Origin of the sequence: Enterococcus sp. FSL R5-0957 (assembly GCF_038008005.1) — a bacterium.
GTDB classification, from domain to species: domain Bacteria; phylum Bacillota; class Bacilli; order Lactobacillales; family Enterococcaceae; genus Enterococcus_B; species Enterococcus_B faecium.
This window is the reverse complement of the sequence record NZ_JBBOYG010000001.1, coordinates 220148-234034: the sequence shown is the minus strand read 5'-3', so window position 1 is coordinate 234034 and position 13887 is coordinate 220148. Positions and strand designations below refer to the sequence as shown.

Below are 13887 nucleotides of genomic sequence, written 5' to 3'. Positions count from 1 at the left end.
AACCCACTGGTTAGAGTGGGTTCACGGGTATTGAATACCCCTTTATTTGTTGTTTTCTAGGGCTTGGCGACTTTGGTCAGCTAATGCAGTAAATGCTGTTGCATCGTTTACAGCCAAGTCAGCTAACATTTTGCGGTTGATGTCGATTTCAGCTAATTTCAAGCCGTGCATCAATTTTGAGTAGCTTAAGCCATTCATACGAGCCGCTGCGTTGATACGAGCAATCCACAATTTACGGAAGTCGCGTTTCTTTTGACGACGATCGCGATATGCGTAGTTGTATGAATTCATTACTTGTTCTTTTGCTGTTTTAAATAAAGTGTGTTTTGAACCGTAGTAACCTTTTGCTAATTTTAGCACTCTTTTACGACGTTTACGAGTTACTGTTCCACCTTTAACACGTGCCATGTATAATTCCTCCTAATAAAAAAAATCTTCAGATTCTGTTATTTGTACTTCTTATTTCATTTTTGCTAGTTGTTGGCGAATACGTTTGAAGTCGCCACTAGAAACCATGCTTGCTTTACGCAATTGACGGCGTTGTTTTTTTGTTTTGCCGTGGAAACGGTGACTTGTAAACGCGCGGAAGCGTTTCAATCCGCCTTTACCAGTACGTTTGAAACGTTTTGCTGATCCGCGGTGTGTTTTTTGTTTTGGCATGACTATATTTCCTCCTCAAAATCTTTCGTTATCCGACTATCGGCTGTCCAACAGCCAGTTAGTCATTCAAATTACTTACTGTCGTTTTTCGGTGCCAGCGTCAAGAACATGCTGCGTCCGTCCATTTTCGCTTTTTGTTCCACTGTTGCAATATCCGCAGTTTCTTCAGCTAAGCGATTCAAGACTTTTTGACCAATTTCTTTATGGGTAATGGCACGGCCTTTGAAACGGATAGAAGCTTTCACTTTATCGCCCTTTTCCAAGAACTTACGTGCATTACGAAGTTTTGTATTGAAGTCATTCAAGTCGATCGTAGGACTTAAGCGAACTTCTTTTACATTGATCACTTTTTGTTTTTTACGCGCTTCGCGGTCTTTCTTTTGTTGTTCGAAACGGTATTTACCGTAGTCCATGATTCGCGCAACTGGTGGTTTCGCACCAGGGGCAACTAACACAAGATCCAAGTTTGCTTGTTCTGCAATATTCAATGCTTCTGCTTTTGTCTTAACTCCTAATTGCTCACCATCTGAACCGATCAATCGTAACTCTCGTGCACGAATGCCGTCGTTAACCATCATATCCTTTGCTATGGTCATTCACCTCCAAATATTATGAGAGAAAGAAAAGCTTACCGAATAAACGGCAATAAAAAAACGAGTTCTCTTACAGAACCCGCGCGTACTTCACCTAATAGAACCAGTGAAAACTATCTAGCCCAGCGACATTATCAACTAAGGCGAGAAGCGGGTGCTTCTGCTTTTATTTCTCAACCATTATAGTATAGCAAAAACCAATCCTTCTGTCAATGTTTTTCATACAGTTTTTCTTCCTTTTCTGAAAATGATTGGTCTAGCAGACTTTCTAGCAGTGATTCCCGCTTCTTTGCTATACTAAAGAAAAACGAGGTGAACCCACATGAAAAAAATCGAACCTATTCCACCTTCTCTTCCTCCTCTGGCAAAAGGAGATTTTTATTTAGAAGATGAAGAAATCCTCTCTGGTCTTCTTCTGATCAATGGAGGTGATCAAAGCTATCTTGATGCCAAAAATATGGTATTAAGAGAGAGTCATGTCCAAAAACTGACCATGCAAAAAACAGTTTTACGTCATTTTGAATGTAGTAATGTCATTTTTGAAAAGTGTGATTTTTCCAATCTGGAGTGGATTGGTGGCAGTTTCCACCAAGTCGTGTTTCATCAATGTAAATTAACAGGTACGAATTTTGCCGAAAGTTATCTTAGAGACTGCACTTTCACTGACTGCATTGCTTCGATGGCTTCCTTTAGCAGCACAAACTTGAAAGCCGTATCCTTCGATCATTGCCAGTTAGAAGACAGCGAATTTTATAAGGTCACTTGGAAAAATCTTTTTTTGTCTGATAATCAGTTAACTGGTTCGAATTGGTTCCGAACTTCTCTGAAGGGATTAGACTTTACGACTAATTTCTTCACTGCCATTGCTTTATCTCAAGATTATTTGGCAGGAATGATCGTCAATCAGGAGCAAGCACTTGTGATTGCTCAAGCCCTTGGTTTGCAGATCAAAGACTAGATCAACGAATCCGCCACCATAGTGCAATGAGCATCAAAACAGATAAAACCAGACTGATGATCAAGGCGATTCCCCATCCGAAAACGGAATGGGTAAATGGTAGCTTAAGATTCATCCCAAAAAATCCTGTCACAATAGTCGGTACAGTCAAGATCAGCGACCAGACAGTCAAAAACTTCATCGTGTCATTTAAATTGTTATTCAGTAAATTATTATAAGTGCCAGAAAGCTGATCTAAAATCTGCGAAGCTAAGTTCGTCATTTCAACTGCTTGTCGTGCTTCGATCAGTGCATCGTCCAACTCTTCCTTTTCCTTTTCTGACAACTTGCGATAAATGGCCAATGCCTTGATTTGTTCCAAAAGTACTACATTTTGTTTTGTTCCTATAACTAAGTAAACCAAACCGATCTCTAAATCTGAAAGTTGCAGTAGATTCTTGTTTGTTGTTTTTTCCCTTAACTTTAGGTTGAGCCGTTGACGTTCGCTATTTACTTCCTCGATTAAAGGAAAAAAGGAATCAGAAATTAAAAATAATGTATGGAACAATAAACTGTATACACTCATGTCTGGCATTCGCTCCAAAAGTGATCGAATCAGTCGAATCACATACTCGGTATTCGGCGTGGTAAATGTAAACAAACCATCTTCTTTTAAAATAAAAGCGATAGGACTAGTTTCGTAATGGTTATCGACTTTTTGTTGGTGTGGGACATTTGATACAAGTAGTAACACTTCATCAAAAGAGTTATACTCTACGCGTGCCCGCTCATTTTTATCTAGAGAATAAGTCAGCATCTCATCGCTGATGCCATATTCTTCTTTTAAATTTTTAACAGCTAGCACATCATCTTGCTGTATATTGATCCAAAAATTACGTTTTTGATTAAAATAGTATTTTTCCCGCATACTCCATCCTCCTGATATTTGTTTCTAGTATAAAGAAAAAAGCTACTCAAATAAAGGAGCATCCTTTTTTGAGTAGCTTTAAATCAAATGGCTAATTCAGTTTGGCGGATTTCTGCCAATTTTTCTTCGATCATTTTCAAGACTTCTTCTTTTGCTTGAGGATCTTCCACAAAATTGTAGCGATCTCCATCGATTTGGATTTTTGGACTTTCTTTGTATTCTTCATACCATTGATCATACCGTCTGTTCAATTCTTTGTAATAATCGTACAGACTTGGGTCAAAGGACAATTGTTCATAGGAACGACCACGTTTCTCGATCCGTTCTAGCATCGTATCAAAAGATACACGAATATGAACTAATAAATCCGGGTGTTTTTTATGGGCAGCATAGGGCAGTTCTTCCATCATGTTTTCCAGCAGTTCATCATACACACGAACTTCCGTTTCCGTCGCTCTTCCTAGATCTGCATTTAGATGGAAAAGCAGCGAATCCTCATAAATCGAACGGTCCAATACATTATTGTCATCTTTCATTGCTTGTTTGATGCTTGCAAAACGTTTATTCAAAAAATAAATTTGCAGCAAAAAAGCATACTGTTCAGGGTTTGCATAAAATAAGGGCAAGACTTCATTATCATCAATTGATTCATAAAATGCCTGACTACCAAAGTGTTCAGCCATCATTTCTGTCAAACTTGATTTTCCGGCACCAATTGTACCTGCTAAAACGATCACGCTCATTTACCTCCAGCTCACTTCATCACTAAATATTGTGTTTAACACCAACCTTTTTAAATATACCCCCAATATCTAGTAGTGTCAATTGTATTTTTTTCTAGTCAAAAAAGAAAAAAGGTCAAAAAATTCTTAAGAAAAAAGGGTTTTTCCTTTAGAAAACGTATTCTTAGTTTTACTTCTGGGATGATTTTAGTAAAATAAAGAAGAAATGTTTTTTTGAGACCCTTAGCGGACAAAAAATTTCGTGAAGCAGCGCAACTCGTTTTGGGCGCTTTATTTTTTGCTTAAAAATCACTTTTACGTGAGAAGGAGTTAGATTATGGCAAACTATGGCCAAGGAGAATCAAGCGGAAAGATTATCTTGATGGGCGAGCACGCGGTTGTTTATGGAGAACCGGCGATTGCCTTTCCTTTTTATGCAACAAAAGTCACCGCATTCCTTGAAGAGCTGGATGCAATGGACGATCAATTGGTTTCTTCCTACTATTCAGGAAATTTAGCCGAAGCTCCTCATACATTAAAAAATATCAAAAAATTATTCATCCATTTAAAAAAAGAGCATGATATCCATAAAAACTTGCAACTAACCATCGAAAGCACGATTCCTGCTGAACGTGGAATGGGATCAAGTGCTGCGGTCGCCACAGCAGTTACTCGTGCTTTTTATGATTACTTAGCACTCCCTTTGTCTCGTGAAATACTATTAGAGAAAGTACAACTTTCGGAAAAAATCGCACATGGCAATCCTAGTGGGATCGATGCAGCCGCTACTAGCAGCTTGCAGCCAATTTATTTTACAAAAGGACATCCTTTTGATTATTTTTCTTTGAATATCGATGCTTTTTTGATTGTCGCTGATACAGGAATCAAAGGACAAACAAGAGAAGCCGTCAAAGATGTCGCTCACCTGTTTGAAAGACAACCACATGAAACTGGACAAATGATCCAAAAATTAGGATACTTGACAAAGCAAGCGAAGCAAGCAATCATTGAAAATTCACCAGAAATGTTAGCTCAAACAATGGATGAATCACAATCACTTCTGGAAAAACTGACGATCAGCAACGATTTCCTTGATTTACTGATCCAAACAGCTAAAGATACCGGTGCATTAGGTGCTAAATTAACTGGCGGCGGACGCGGTGGCTGCATGATTGCATTAGCACAAACAAAAACAAAAGCCCAAGAAATCAGTCAAGCACTTGAAGATGCGGGTGCGGCTGAAACTTGGATACAAGGATTAGGAGTACATACCTATGTTTAAAGGCAAAGCACGCGCATATACCAACATTGCCCTAATCAAATATTGGGGTAAGAAAAATGAAGCACTCATCCTTCCGATGAACAACAGTCTTTCGTTGACATTGGATGCATTTTATACCGAAACAGAAGTCATCTTTTCTGATAGCTATATAGCAGATGAATTTTATCTAGATGACACCTTGCAAGACGAAAAAGCAACAAAAAAAGTTAGTCAGTTTCTTGACCTTTTTCGTAAAGAAGCCGGCATCTCACTAAAAGCTTCAGTAATCAGTCAGAATTTCGTTCCTACCGCAGCCGGATTAGCATCCTCTGCTAGCGGGCTAGCTGCTTTAGCAGGCGCTTGTAATACTGCCCTTAAGCTTGGATTAGACGATCTTTCTCTTTCAAGATTTGCTCGACGCGGGTCTGGTTCAGCTTGCCGAAGTATTTTTGGTGGTTTCGTCGAATGGGAAAAAGGTCATGATGACTTAAGCTCTTATGCCAAGCCAGTCCCTTCTGATTCTTTCGAAGACGATCTAGCAATGGTTTTCATTTTGATCAACGACCAGAAAAAAGAAGTGTCTAGCAGAAATGGGATGCGGCGGACAGTCGAAACATCCAGTTTTTATCAAGGCTGGTTAGATTCCGTTGAAGGGGATCTATATCAATTGAAACAAGCAATCAAAACAAAAGATTTCCAACTTCTCGGAGAAACGATAGAAAGAAACGGACTAAAAATGCACGGAACGACTTTAGCTGCCCAACCACCTTTCACTTACTGGTCTCCTGACAGCTTAAAAGCGATGGATGCGGTGCGGCAATTGAGAAAGCAAGACATTCCATGCTACTTTACGATGGATGCTGGCCCTAATGTCAAAGTTTTAGTGGAAAACAGCCATTTATCTGAGGTACAAGAAACATTTACCAAATTATTTAGCAAAGAACAAGTAATTACTGCCCATGCTGGTCCAGGAATTGCGATTATTGAATAAAGGGAGATTTTTATGATTGAAGTATCTGCACCAGGCAAACTCTATATTGCCGGAGAATATGCAGTTGTTGAAACAGGCCATCCAGCAGTTATCGCTGCAGTCGATCAATTCGTGACAGTCACTGTAGAATCCGCACGAAAAGTCGGAAGTATCCAATCTGCACAATATAGTGGGATGCCTGTACGTTGGACAAGACGCAACGGAGAATTAGTTTTAGATATTCGGGAAAATCCTTTTCATTATATCCTTGCTGCTATTCGCTTGACTGAAAAGTATGCACAAGAAAAAAACATTCTTTTATCCTTTTATGATCTGAAAGTAACAAGTGAGTTAGACAGTTCAAATGGCCGGAAATATGGATTGGGTTCTAGCGGTGCCGTGACCGTTGCAACGGTCAAATCCTTGAATGTTTTTTACGCGTTAAATTTATCTCAGTTGGAGATTTTCAAGATTGCAGCACTAGCCAATTTAGCAGTTCAAGATAATGGTTCCTGCGGCGACATCGCTGCTAGCTGTTATGGTGGCTGGATTGCTTTCTCAACCTTCGACCATCCTTGGCTCCAAGAACAAGAAACTCAGCATTCTATCAGTGAGTTACTTGCCCTGGATTGGCCAGGTCTATCCATTGAGCCATTGATTGCTCCTGAAGATTTACGTTTATTGATTGGTTGGACGGGTAGCCCTGCCTCTACTTCTGATTTGGTCGATCAAGTTCACCGTTCGAGAGAAGACAAAATGGTGGCTTATCAGCTTTTCTTAAAAAACAGTACAGAATGTGTCAACGAAATGATCAAAGGGTTTAAAGAAAATAATGTAACGTTGATCCAACAGATGATTCGAAAAAACCGACAATTACTGCATGATTTATCTGCAATCACTGGGGTCGTCATCGAAACGCCTGCTTTGAACAAATTGTGTAATTTAGCTGAACAGTATGAAGGAGCCGCAAAATCTTCTGGTGCAGGTGGTGGCGATTGCGGAATCGTAATTGTTGACCAGAAATCTGGCATTCTTCCTTTAATGAGTGCATGGGAAAAAGCAGAAATCACTCCACTGCCGTTACATGTCTATAGCGATCAAAGAAAGGAAAACCGATGAATCGAAAAGACGAACATGTTTCACTAGCTAAAGCCTTTCATGATAAACAAAAAAACGAATTTGACTTCGTACGGATCATCCATAACCCTTTGCCGCAAATAGCAGTTTCTGATGTCGATCTAAGCACACAGGCAGCTGGTTTTACACTAAGTAGCCCGTTTTATATCAATGCGATGACTGGCGGAAGCGAAAAAACAAAAAAAATCAACCAAGATCTTGCAATCGTCGCAAGAGAAGCAGATTTGATGATTGCCACTGGTTCAGTCAGCGCTGCCTTGAAAGACCCTTCTTTAGCCGATACTTATACGATTATGCGACAAGAATATTCTCACGGGAAAATCATTGCCAACATCGGTGCAGGGACTTCTGTCGAAAGAGTCCAAGAAGCTATCCGATTGTTTCACGCAGATGCCTTACAGATTCATTTGAATGCACCTCAAGAGTTGGTTATGCCTGAGGGAGACCGTGATTTTACCAATTGGAAAGTACTTATTCAAGAGACTCAAACAGCCATTGACGTCCCCCTCATCGTAAAAGAAGTCGGTTTTGGCATGACAAGAGAAACGCTCAATGATCTAGCTTCTTTAGGAGTTCATACAGTTGATATCAGCGGTCGAAGCGGAACAAGCTTCACCCAGATCGAAAACGCCCGTCGCTCCAAGCGGGAACTGAGTTATTTAGCTGACTGGGGGCAATCGACAGTCTCTTCATTGCTTGAAGCAAATGAAGCAGACACTTCTATGGAAATCCTAGCCTCCGGAGGTATCCGCAATGCCTATGACATATTTAAAGCCCTTTGTCTCGGCGCAAATGCAGTGGGTACTTCAGGAACCGTACTGACGCATCTGATGAATCATGGCGTAGAAGAAACTATTATACTGATGAAGCAATGGCAAGAAGAGCTTCGTCTGCTTTATACTATGGTCGGCGCAACGAATACCGCGGCCCTACACCAACAATCTCTGATCTTTTCCGGACCAGTGAAGGATTGGTGCGAAGCAAGAGGGATCGACTTAGTGAAGTATGGAAGACGCACAGAAAAGAGCGTGGGAAAAAAGTAAAGAACACTTTTGTCTCACGCTCTAAACACGTACAAACGGCGGAAGTAAAAGCAACTCCTTCGGAAATAAGCTGAAATTCACAAAAATTTGAAAAGCAATTTTCGTGAATTCCTTCTTATTTCTTGGAGTTAAACGCTTCTGTCCCAGCCTCTTTTTTCGAATAAATGATGTTTAATCAGCTGTCCTTCGGTATTCGTTCAATCCGCTGATTTCACAACCTCTCCACTAAACAGTGTACTAAAGCTCTTTTAAGGTTGTTTTCCGATATAGGCAAGTATGCCTCCGTCCACATACAAGACATGGCCGTTAACGAAATCAGATGCGCTAGAAGCCAAGAAGACAGATGGTCCAGCCAAATCGATTGGCTCGCCCCAGCGTGCTGCTGGCGTACGTCCAACGATAAATTGATCGAATGGATGACGTTCACCGTTTTCTTGTGTTTCGCGTAATGGAGCAGTTTGCGGTGTAGCAATATAACCTGGTCCAATTCCATAACATTGGATATTGTATTGACCGTATTCAGAAGCGATGTTTTTCGTCAGCATTTTTAATCCGCCTTTTGCCGCAGCATAAGCACTGACCGTTTCGCGTCCTAATTCACTCATCATGGAGCAGATATTGATGATTTTACCGCCGCCTTTTTCGATCATATCCGGAATAACTGCTTTTGAAACGATGAATGGGGCATTTAAATCCACGTCGATTGCTTGGCGGAAGTCTGCCGCATCCATTTCGATCATCGGTGTCCGTTTGATGATCCCTGCATTGTTGACTAGAATATCAACTGAACCTACATCTTCTTTGATCTGTTGAACCATCGCTTGAACCGCTTCTTCATCGGTCACATCGCAGACATAACCTTTTGCATCGATGCCTGCTTTTTTATAATGCGCTATACCTTCATCAACTGATTCTTGATTCAAGTTATTAAATACGATTTTTGCTCCTGCTGTAGCTAAAGAGCGTGCAATCTCAAATCCAATACCATAGACAGCACCGGTGACTAATGCTACTTTTCCATCTAAACGAAACATATCCATACTAAATTCCATCATTTTCTCTCCCTTATGCTTATTTTAATTGATCCATTTGCACCATATCCATGTCTGTATAGGTGATATTGGTGATATTTTCTCCGCACATTGCCCAGATGAATGAGTAATTGCTTGTACCTACACCTGAATGGATCGACCAGCTTGGCGAAATAATGGCTTGTTCATTGTCTACAGCTAAATGTTTTGTTTCATCTGGTTTGCCCATCATGTGGAACACACGTGTATCTTCATTGGCATAATCAAAGTAGACATAAGCTTCCATACGACGTTCATGTGTATGACAAGGCATCGTATTCCAAGCACTTCCTGGTTCTAAAATCGTATAACCCATTTGTAATTGACAGCTTTCGCATACATTTGGATGGATGTATTGATAGATTTTACGTTCATTCAGTGTCAGGCCTTCACCAGTTTCCATTGGTTTTACTTGGTCGATACTGATTTTTACATTTGGATATTTATGATGAGCTGGAACAGAACTAATATAGAATTTAGCTGGGTTTTCAGCATCTTGAGAAGAAAATACAACATGTCGTGTTTCTTTTCCGATATAGTATCCGTCTTGTTTTTTCATTTCTTCTTTTTGCCCATCGATCTCGATGAATCCTGGTCCACCGATATTGATCACACCTAGTTCACGACGCTCTAAGAAGTAATCAACACCTAGTTCTTTGTCTAATGTGATTTCTAATTCTTTTTCAGTAGGTGTCACTCCACCAAAGATCATTCGATCGTTGTGCGTATAAGTCAAACTGATTTTCCCTGGTTCAAATACCTTTTCTACTAAAAATTCTTTTCTCAATTGTTCCGTTGAATAATGACGGATATCTTCTGGACTGTGTGTATAACGTGTTTCCATTTCTTGCATTTTCTTCTACTCCTTCTATCGAATGATTTTTCCAGAGCCGCATGCTAAAAATTGTGCGACTTCTTCTTGACTAAATTGGTTGCAGTCCCCATGGATCGTATGCTTCAAGGCAGAAGCTGCCGTAGCAAAATCAATGATTTCTTGCGGAGACATATTGGATAAAATCCCATGGAGTACGCCACCTGCAAAAGCATCTCCGCCACCTACTCGATCCACGATTGGGGTGATTCTATGGACTTGGGATTCCACATATTCATGGTTCATCCACAATGTCCCCTTCAATTCATTTTCACTTGCTGAATGAACGGTACGCTTGGTCGAATAAAACACCTGAATATTCGGGAACTTTTCCTGCATTTTTTGATAATAATAAATTAGAGGTTGTTCTTCTGCTTCTGGCGCTTTCTCGATACCTAACAAATAAAGAGCATCCATTTTTCCAGCTGAGCAGATATCTACTAAAGGTAAAAGCTGATGGATTACTTCGCTGGCTTCTTGCTGTGTCCATAATTTTCCACGATAGTTGATATCGAAGCTGATCAGGCAGCCAGCTTTTTTTGCAGCTTCTATCACCTGTTTCGTCATTTTTTGCCATTTTTTAGACAAAGCTGGGGTGATTCCTGAAACATGAAATATATCTATTCCTTGGAATAACTCCTCTAGCGACCATTCCAAATGATCCATTTCAGCAAAACTTGATCCGGCACGATCATAGATCACTGAGGCGGCGCGTTCGCCACTACCAGTTTCCATATAATAAGTACCTAGTCTTGATCCACCAGATAATACCTGTTTCGTATCTACTCCATAACATTGCAAGTGCTTTTTGACTGCTTTTCCCAATGCGTTATCAGGTACTTTTGTAGCAAAAATCGCTTCATGTCCGTAATTAGCTAAAGAAATTGCTACGTTTGCTTCCCCTCCGCCATAATGGGCAGCGAATCGTTCACTTGAATCGATACGGGTTCCCTGCTCTGTGGACAATCGCAACATGATTTCTCCGAGTGTCACTACTTTTCCCATAAGCAGCTACCTCTTGATTTCTTTCATTTTTGCTGCATACTGTTGCGCGACTTCCGTTACTTTGTCGAAATCTCCTGTAGCTGCGGGTGCTAAAAGGTTCCCACCTACTCCGACTGTTACGACACCAGCATCGAACCACTCTTTCATATTGTCCAGACTCACACCGCCAGTTGGCATGATATTGACTTGAGGCATCGGCGCCTTGAAGGCAGAAATGATACTTGGTCCATAAGCGCTTCCAGGAAATAGTTTGACGATATCTACCCCGCTTTTCAGCGCTGTTTTGATCTCGGTAATAGTCATACATCCTGGTAAGTAAGGAATTTGATACAGATTGCACATCTCTGCCGTTTCTTGATCAAAGGAAGGGCTAACAATATACTCTGCGCCAGCTAAGATAGCCAAGCGAGCTGTGACAGCGTCTAATACTGTGCCTGCGCCAATCACTATTTCTGGTTGGTCTTTGTAGAATGACAAAAGTTCTTTGATTACTTGATCTGCTTGAGGGACTGTAAAAGTCAACTCAATACCAGTTAGACCACCTTTGATGATTGCGTGGCAAGCATTCAAAGCTTCTTCTTTGCTTTTTCCGCGTACCACCGCAATCACTCCGGCGTTTTTCAATCGAGATAAAATATCAATTTTTTTCATCTTCTCCATCTATTTCCTATTTAGAAATTTTATTTTATAACTTGGAAATCTATACCCATATTATACGGCAGAAAAGAAAAATTGCAAACGCTTTTTTCATTATTTTTGAATTCTTTGCTCGATTTCGCTTTTTGTTTGCTTGAGGGCACTGATTATTTGTTCTTTTGTCTCATCTGTTAAACGATATTTCGGCATACTTACACTAAATGCACCAATGATTTGTTCGTTTTTCACGATTGAGGCTCCTATACAAAAAATATCACGTTCGATTTCTTCATCGTCAAATGCGATGTGGGTTTCTTTTACCGTTTGGATTTCCTTTTTCAACCGTAATGCATTGGTGATCGTATATTCTGTGTAAGGGATCAACGGATGCTTTTCAAGATAATCAGTGTACTGCTCTTCACTGAATTCTGCTAATACGGCTTTGCCCATCGCAGAATTGTATAATGGTCGGGTGATTCCGATTTTTGAAGACATGCGGATCGTTTGATGTTTTGGATCTAGTTTGTTCACGTACAAGATCTCATTGTTGTCCAATACTCCTAAGTGGATAGTCTCATCGATCTTTTGCTGCAGCTGTTCTAAAAACGGTAAAGTCAACTCTACCAAATCGATTTGTTCAATGTTTTTATTCGCGTAGCGAATAAGCTTTGCACCTAAACGATAGTTTTTCTCTGAATTTTTATTTACGTAGCCGATCATCAGCAAAGTATCTAGTATTTTCAAGACTGTAGAAGAGGTCATTCCCACACCCTTTGCGATCGTCTGCAAAGAGACATCTTGGTTTTCCGCTAAATAGTCTAGTATTCTAGAGGCTTTGATCAATACAGTTCCATAAGGCTTTTTATTTTCCATATAATATTCTCCTATTTCTTTATAAGAAAAATTATAGCGGAAATACCATCAATTTAAAAGAGATATCCAGATATAAACTACCATTTCTCTTTACAGGCAATTTAATGTTGAAGATCCGCTTCGTTTTTACATCAAACTTTGATATAAAGCAAACCCGTGGTGCTAGTTAATTTTTTCCTAGAGGAAAATGTCTAAACATGTTGGTAAATCAACAAAAAAACGCATATAGTAGTCTCAAAACTCCCAAGAAATGAGGACTACATATGCGTTCATCAAAATATACTGAACATTATACAGATACTTTTATAACATTCAAGGAAATTATGAGAACTGTTTCTAACATATACCACAATTGTGTACCAGATAAGATTAAAAACCGAAGAAATACTGATCAACTGAAGCAACGCGATACAGTGATTATTGCTTGTGTTATATGGGGCATAATTAATGGCTATACTAGCCAAAGAGCCACGTATAGAGCGGTTTGTTCCGTCTTATTTCCTAATGGTGACTTTCCTAGTAGGAGTCGATTCACTCGCTTAAGTTCAAACTTAGCTTACACTATCAAGATTATTCGATACTTTTTCATCAAGAAGCTCACCAAAGGTGAACTAGTCGGAATTATAGATAGTTTTCCTAGTCCATTATGTAAACCAGTTAGAAATAGACAAGCAAAACTATTGAATCAAATAGCCAAAGTTGGCTATAACTCAACAAAAAAATCTTATTTTTATGGTCTTAAAATTCATATGATCGTTACTAAGACTGGCTTTCCGATTACTTACTCAATCACGAATCCAGGTGTCCATGACGTGAAAGTGTTAGAGACTTTATCGGAAGAAGCGAATCTTCCCAATATCCTAGGGGACAAAGGATATATTAGCCATAAAATCCATGAAAAGCTTGCCCTTAAGGGCATTACTATATCCGTTCCGCCACGTAAAAACATGGATAAATCAGAAAAACTAGACCACAGCTTACTTGGAAAACAAAGAAAAACAGTTGAGACTGTTTGTTCTTCCTTAGAAAAATTAGGTTGTCAAAATTTCAACTCACGTTCTGTTAAAGGGCTAGAGAGTAGATTTGAAAGCATATTACTGGCTTACAGTGTTCTATTAAGTCGAGCACAACGACGTTTTGAAGGAACTTTGAGATATTCTTTAGGATATTAAAATTAACTA

16 protein-coding genes and 1 other annotated feature are annotated in these 13887 nt (G+C 39.7%); of the genes, 6 read left to right on the top strand and 10 right to left on the bottom strand.

What is annotated here, in order from left to right:
• Positions 1-42: 42 nt before the first annotated feature.
• The 3 genes from rplT to infC form a co-directional block, all read right to left on the bottom strand.
• A complete protein-coding gene (rplT, locus tag MKX69_RS01150) occupies positions 43-408 on the bottom strand; it encodes a 50S ribosomal protein L20 (RefSeq protein WP_114635087.1) in 366 nt (121 codons plus the stop codon).
• A gap of 51 nt (positions 409-459) precedes the next feature.
• Entirely contained in the window at positions 460-660 is a 201-nt protein-coding gene (gene rpmI, locus MKX69_RS01145) for a 50S ribosomal protein L35 (RefSeq protein ID WP_002289309.1), read from the bottom strand.
• A 71-nt stretch (positions 661-731) separates the two neighbouring features.
• Complete coding sequence (gene infC, locus MKX69_RS01140; protein ID WP_002293357.1) at positions 732-1256, bottom strand: translation initiation factor IF-3; 525 nt, start codon at positions 1254-1256, stop codon at positions 732-734.
• 43 nt (positions 1257-1299) lie between these two features.
• Positions 1300-1425 (bottom strand) — a sequence feature (ribosomal protein L20 leader region).
• A 150-nt stretch (positions 1426-1575) separates the two neighbouring features.
• On the opposite strand from infC, the gene MKX69_RS01135 reads away from it, so the two are divergent.
• Positions 1576-2211, top strand: a complete 636-nt coding sequence (locus MKX69_RS01135; protein WP_114635085.1) for a pentapeptide repeat-containing protein — start codon at positions 1576-1578, stop codon at positions 2209-2211.
• Position 2212: 1 nt separating this feature from the next.
• On the opposite strand, the gene MKX69_RS01130 is transcribed toward MKX69_RS01135, so the two are convergent.
• Together MKX69_RS01130 and MKX69_RS01125 are read right to left on the bottom strand one after the other, a co-directional pair.
• Positions 2213-3118, bottom strand: coding sequence for a magnesium transporter CorA family protein (locus MKX69_RS01130; protein WP_114635083.1), 906 nt, complete (start codon positions 3116-3118; stop codon positions 2213-2215).
• A gap of 83 nt (positions 3119-3201) precedes the next feature.
• Entirely contained in the window at positions 3202-3861 is a 660-nt protein-coding gene (locus MKX69_RS01125) for a deoxynucleoside kinase (RefSeq protein ID WP_181811527.1), read from the bottom strand.
• A 316-nt stretch (positions 3862-4177) separates the two neighbouring features.
• Between MKX69_RS01125 and mvk the strand changes: the two genes are divergently transcribed.
• Genes mvk through fni form a run of 4 tightly spaced genes read left to right on the top strand, consistent with a single transcriptional unit; the run spans position 4178 to position 8251 of the window.
• Positions 4178-5122 carry a mevalonate kinase gene (gene mvk, locus MKX69_RS01120; RefSeq protein WP_002341068.1) on the top strand — a complete coding sequence of 315 codons (945 nt, stop codon included), beginning with the start codon at positions 4178-4180 and terminating at the stop codon, positions 5120-5122.
• Positions 5115-6092: a diphosphomevalonate decarboxylase gene (gene mvaD / locus MKX69_RS01115; protein ID WP_341008414.1), complete on the top strand. Its 978-nt coding sequence runs from the start codon at positions 5115-5117 to the stop codon at positions 6090-6092. The genes mvk and mvaD overlap by 8 nt, the downstream gene beginning before the upstream one ends.
• Before the next feature lie 12 nt (positions 6093-6104).
• Positions 6105-7190 carry a phosphomevalonate kinase gene (locus MKX69_RS01110; protein ID WP_114635080.1) on the top strand — a complete coding sequence of 362 codons (1086 nt, stop codon included), beginning with the start codon at positions 6105-6107 and terminating at the stop codon, positions 7188-7190.
• The gene (fni, locus tag MKX69_RS01105; protein WP_114635077.1) at positions 7187-8251 is read left to right on the top strand and encodes a type 2 isopentenyl-diphosphate Delta-isomerase; all 1065 of its coding nucleotides are present in this window, start codon (positions 7187-7189) and stop codon (positions 8249-8251) included. Before MKX69_RS01110 ends, fni begins: the two co-directional genes overlap by 4 nt.
• 248 nt (positions 8252-8499) lie before the next feature.
• Here the strand turns inward: fni and MKX69_RS01100 are convergent, their stop codons facing one another.
• From MKX69_RS01100 to MKX69_RS01080, 5 genes are all read right to left on the bottom strand, one after another.
• Positions 8500-9303: a gluconate 5-dehydrogenase gene (locus tag MKX69_RS01100; protein WP_341008411.1), complete on the bottom strand. Its 804-nt coding sequence runs from the start codon at positions 9301-9303 to the stop codon at positions 8500-8502.
• 19 nt (positions 9304-9322) lie between these two features.
• Positions 9323-10174, bottom strand: coding sequence for a 5-dehydro-4-deoxy-D-glucuronate isomerase (kduI, locus tag MKX69_RS01095; protein WP_341008409.1), 852 nt, complete (start codon positions 10172-10174; stop codon positions 9323-9325).
• Between the two features lie 15 nt (positions 10175-10189).
• Positions 10190-11197 (bottom strand): sugar kinase, encoded by a 1008-nt coding sequence (locus tag MKX69_RS01090; RefSeq protein WP_002288240.1) that lies wholly within the window; start codon positions 11195-11197, stop codon positions 10190-10192.
• Positions 11198-11203: 6 nt separating this feature from the next.
• Positions 11204-11848, bottom strand: a complete 645-nt coding sequence (locus MKX69_RS01085; protein ID WP_002288242.1) for a bifunctional 4-hydroxy-2-oxoglutarate aldolase/2-dehydro-3-deoxy-phosphogluconate aldolase — start codon at positions 11846-11848, stop codon at positions 11204-11206.
• Positions 11849-11947: 99 nt separating this feature from the next.
• Positions 11948-12706, bottom strand: coding sequence for an IclR family transcriptional regulator (locus MKX69_RS01080; protein ID WP_114634799.1), 759 nt, complete (start codon positions 12704-12706; stop codon positions 11948-11950).
• Between the two features lie 263 nt (positions 12707-12969).
• Between MKX69_RS01080 and MKX69_RS01075 the strand changes: the two genes are divergently transcribed.
• Positions 12970-13878: an IS982-like element ISEfm1 family transposase gene (locus MKX69_RS01075; RefSeq protein WP_002343056.1), complete on the top strand. Its 909-nt coding sequence runs from the start codon at positions 12970-12972 to the stop codon at positions 13876-13878.
• Positions 13879-13887: the final 9 nt, after the last annotated feature.

Bases quoted from the DNA above. Each gene is read 5' to 3' on its own strand.
- MKX69_RS01135 (WP_114635085.1), top strand. From the start codon at position 1,576: ATGAAAAAAATCGAACCTATTCCACCTTCTCTTCCTCCTCTGGCAAAA.
- infC (WP_002293357.1), bottom strand. From the start codon at position 1,256: ATGACCATAGCAAAGGATATGATGGTTAACGACGGCATTCGTGCACGA.
- mvk (WP_002341068.1), top strand. From the start codon at position 4,178: ATGGCAAACTATGGCCAAGGAGAATCAAGCGGAAAGATTATCTTGATG.
- MKX69_RS01075 (WP_002343056.1), top strand. From the start codon at position 12,970: ATGCGTTCATCAAAATATACTGAACATTATACAGATACTTTTATAACA.
- rplT (WP_114635087.1), bottom strand. From the start codon at position 408: ATGGCACGTGTTAAAGGTGGAACAGTAACTCGTAAACGTCGTAAAAGA.
- MKX69_RS01090 (WP_002288240.1), bottom strand. From the start codon at position 11,197: ATGGGAAAAGTAGTGACACTCGGAGAAATCATGTTGCGATTGTCCACA.
- MKX69_RS01085 (WP_002288242.1), bottom strand. From the start codon at position 11,848: ATGAAAAAAATTGATATTTTATCTCGATTGAAAAACGCCGGAGTGATT.
- rpmI (WP_002289309.1), bottom strand. From the start codon at position 660: ATGCCAAAACAAAAAACACACCGCGGATCAGCAAAACGTTTCAAACGT.
- MKX69_RS01130 (WP_114635083.1), bottom strand. From the start codon at position 3,118: ATGCGGGAAAAATACTATTTTAATCAAAAACGTAATTTTTGGATCAAT.
- MKX69_RS01125 (WP_181811527.1), bottom strand. From the start codon at position 3,861: ATGAGCGTGATCGTTTTAGCAGGTACAATTGGTGCCGGAAAATCAAGT.
- fni (WP_114635077.1), top strand. From the start codon at position 7,187: ATGAATCGAAAAGACGAACATGTTTCACTAGCTAAAGCCTTTCATGAT.
- MKX69_RS01080 (WP_114634799.1), bottom strand. From the start codon at position 12,706: ATGGAAAATAAAAAGCCTTATGGAACTGTATTGATCAAAGCCTCTAGA.
- MKX69_RS01100 (WP_341008411.1), bottom strand. From the start codon at position 9,303: ATGGAATTTAGTATGGATATGTTTCGTTTAGATGGAAAAGTAGCATTA.
- kduI (WP_341008409.1), bottom strand. From the start codon at position 10,174: ATGCAAGAAATGGAAACACGTTATACACACAGTCCAGAAGATATCCGT.
- MKX69_RS01110 (WP_114635080.1), top strand. From the start codon at position 6,105: ATGATTGAAGTATCTGCACCAGGCAAACTCTATATTGCCGGAGAATAT.
- mvaD (WP_341008414.1), top strand. From the start codon at position 5,115: ATGTTTAAAGGCAAAGCACGCGCATATACCAACATTGCCCTAATCAAA.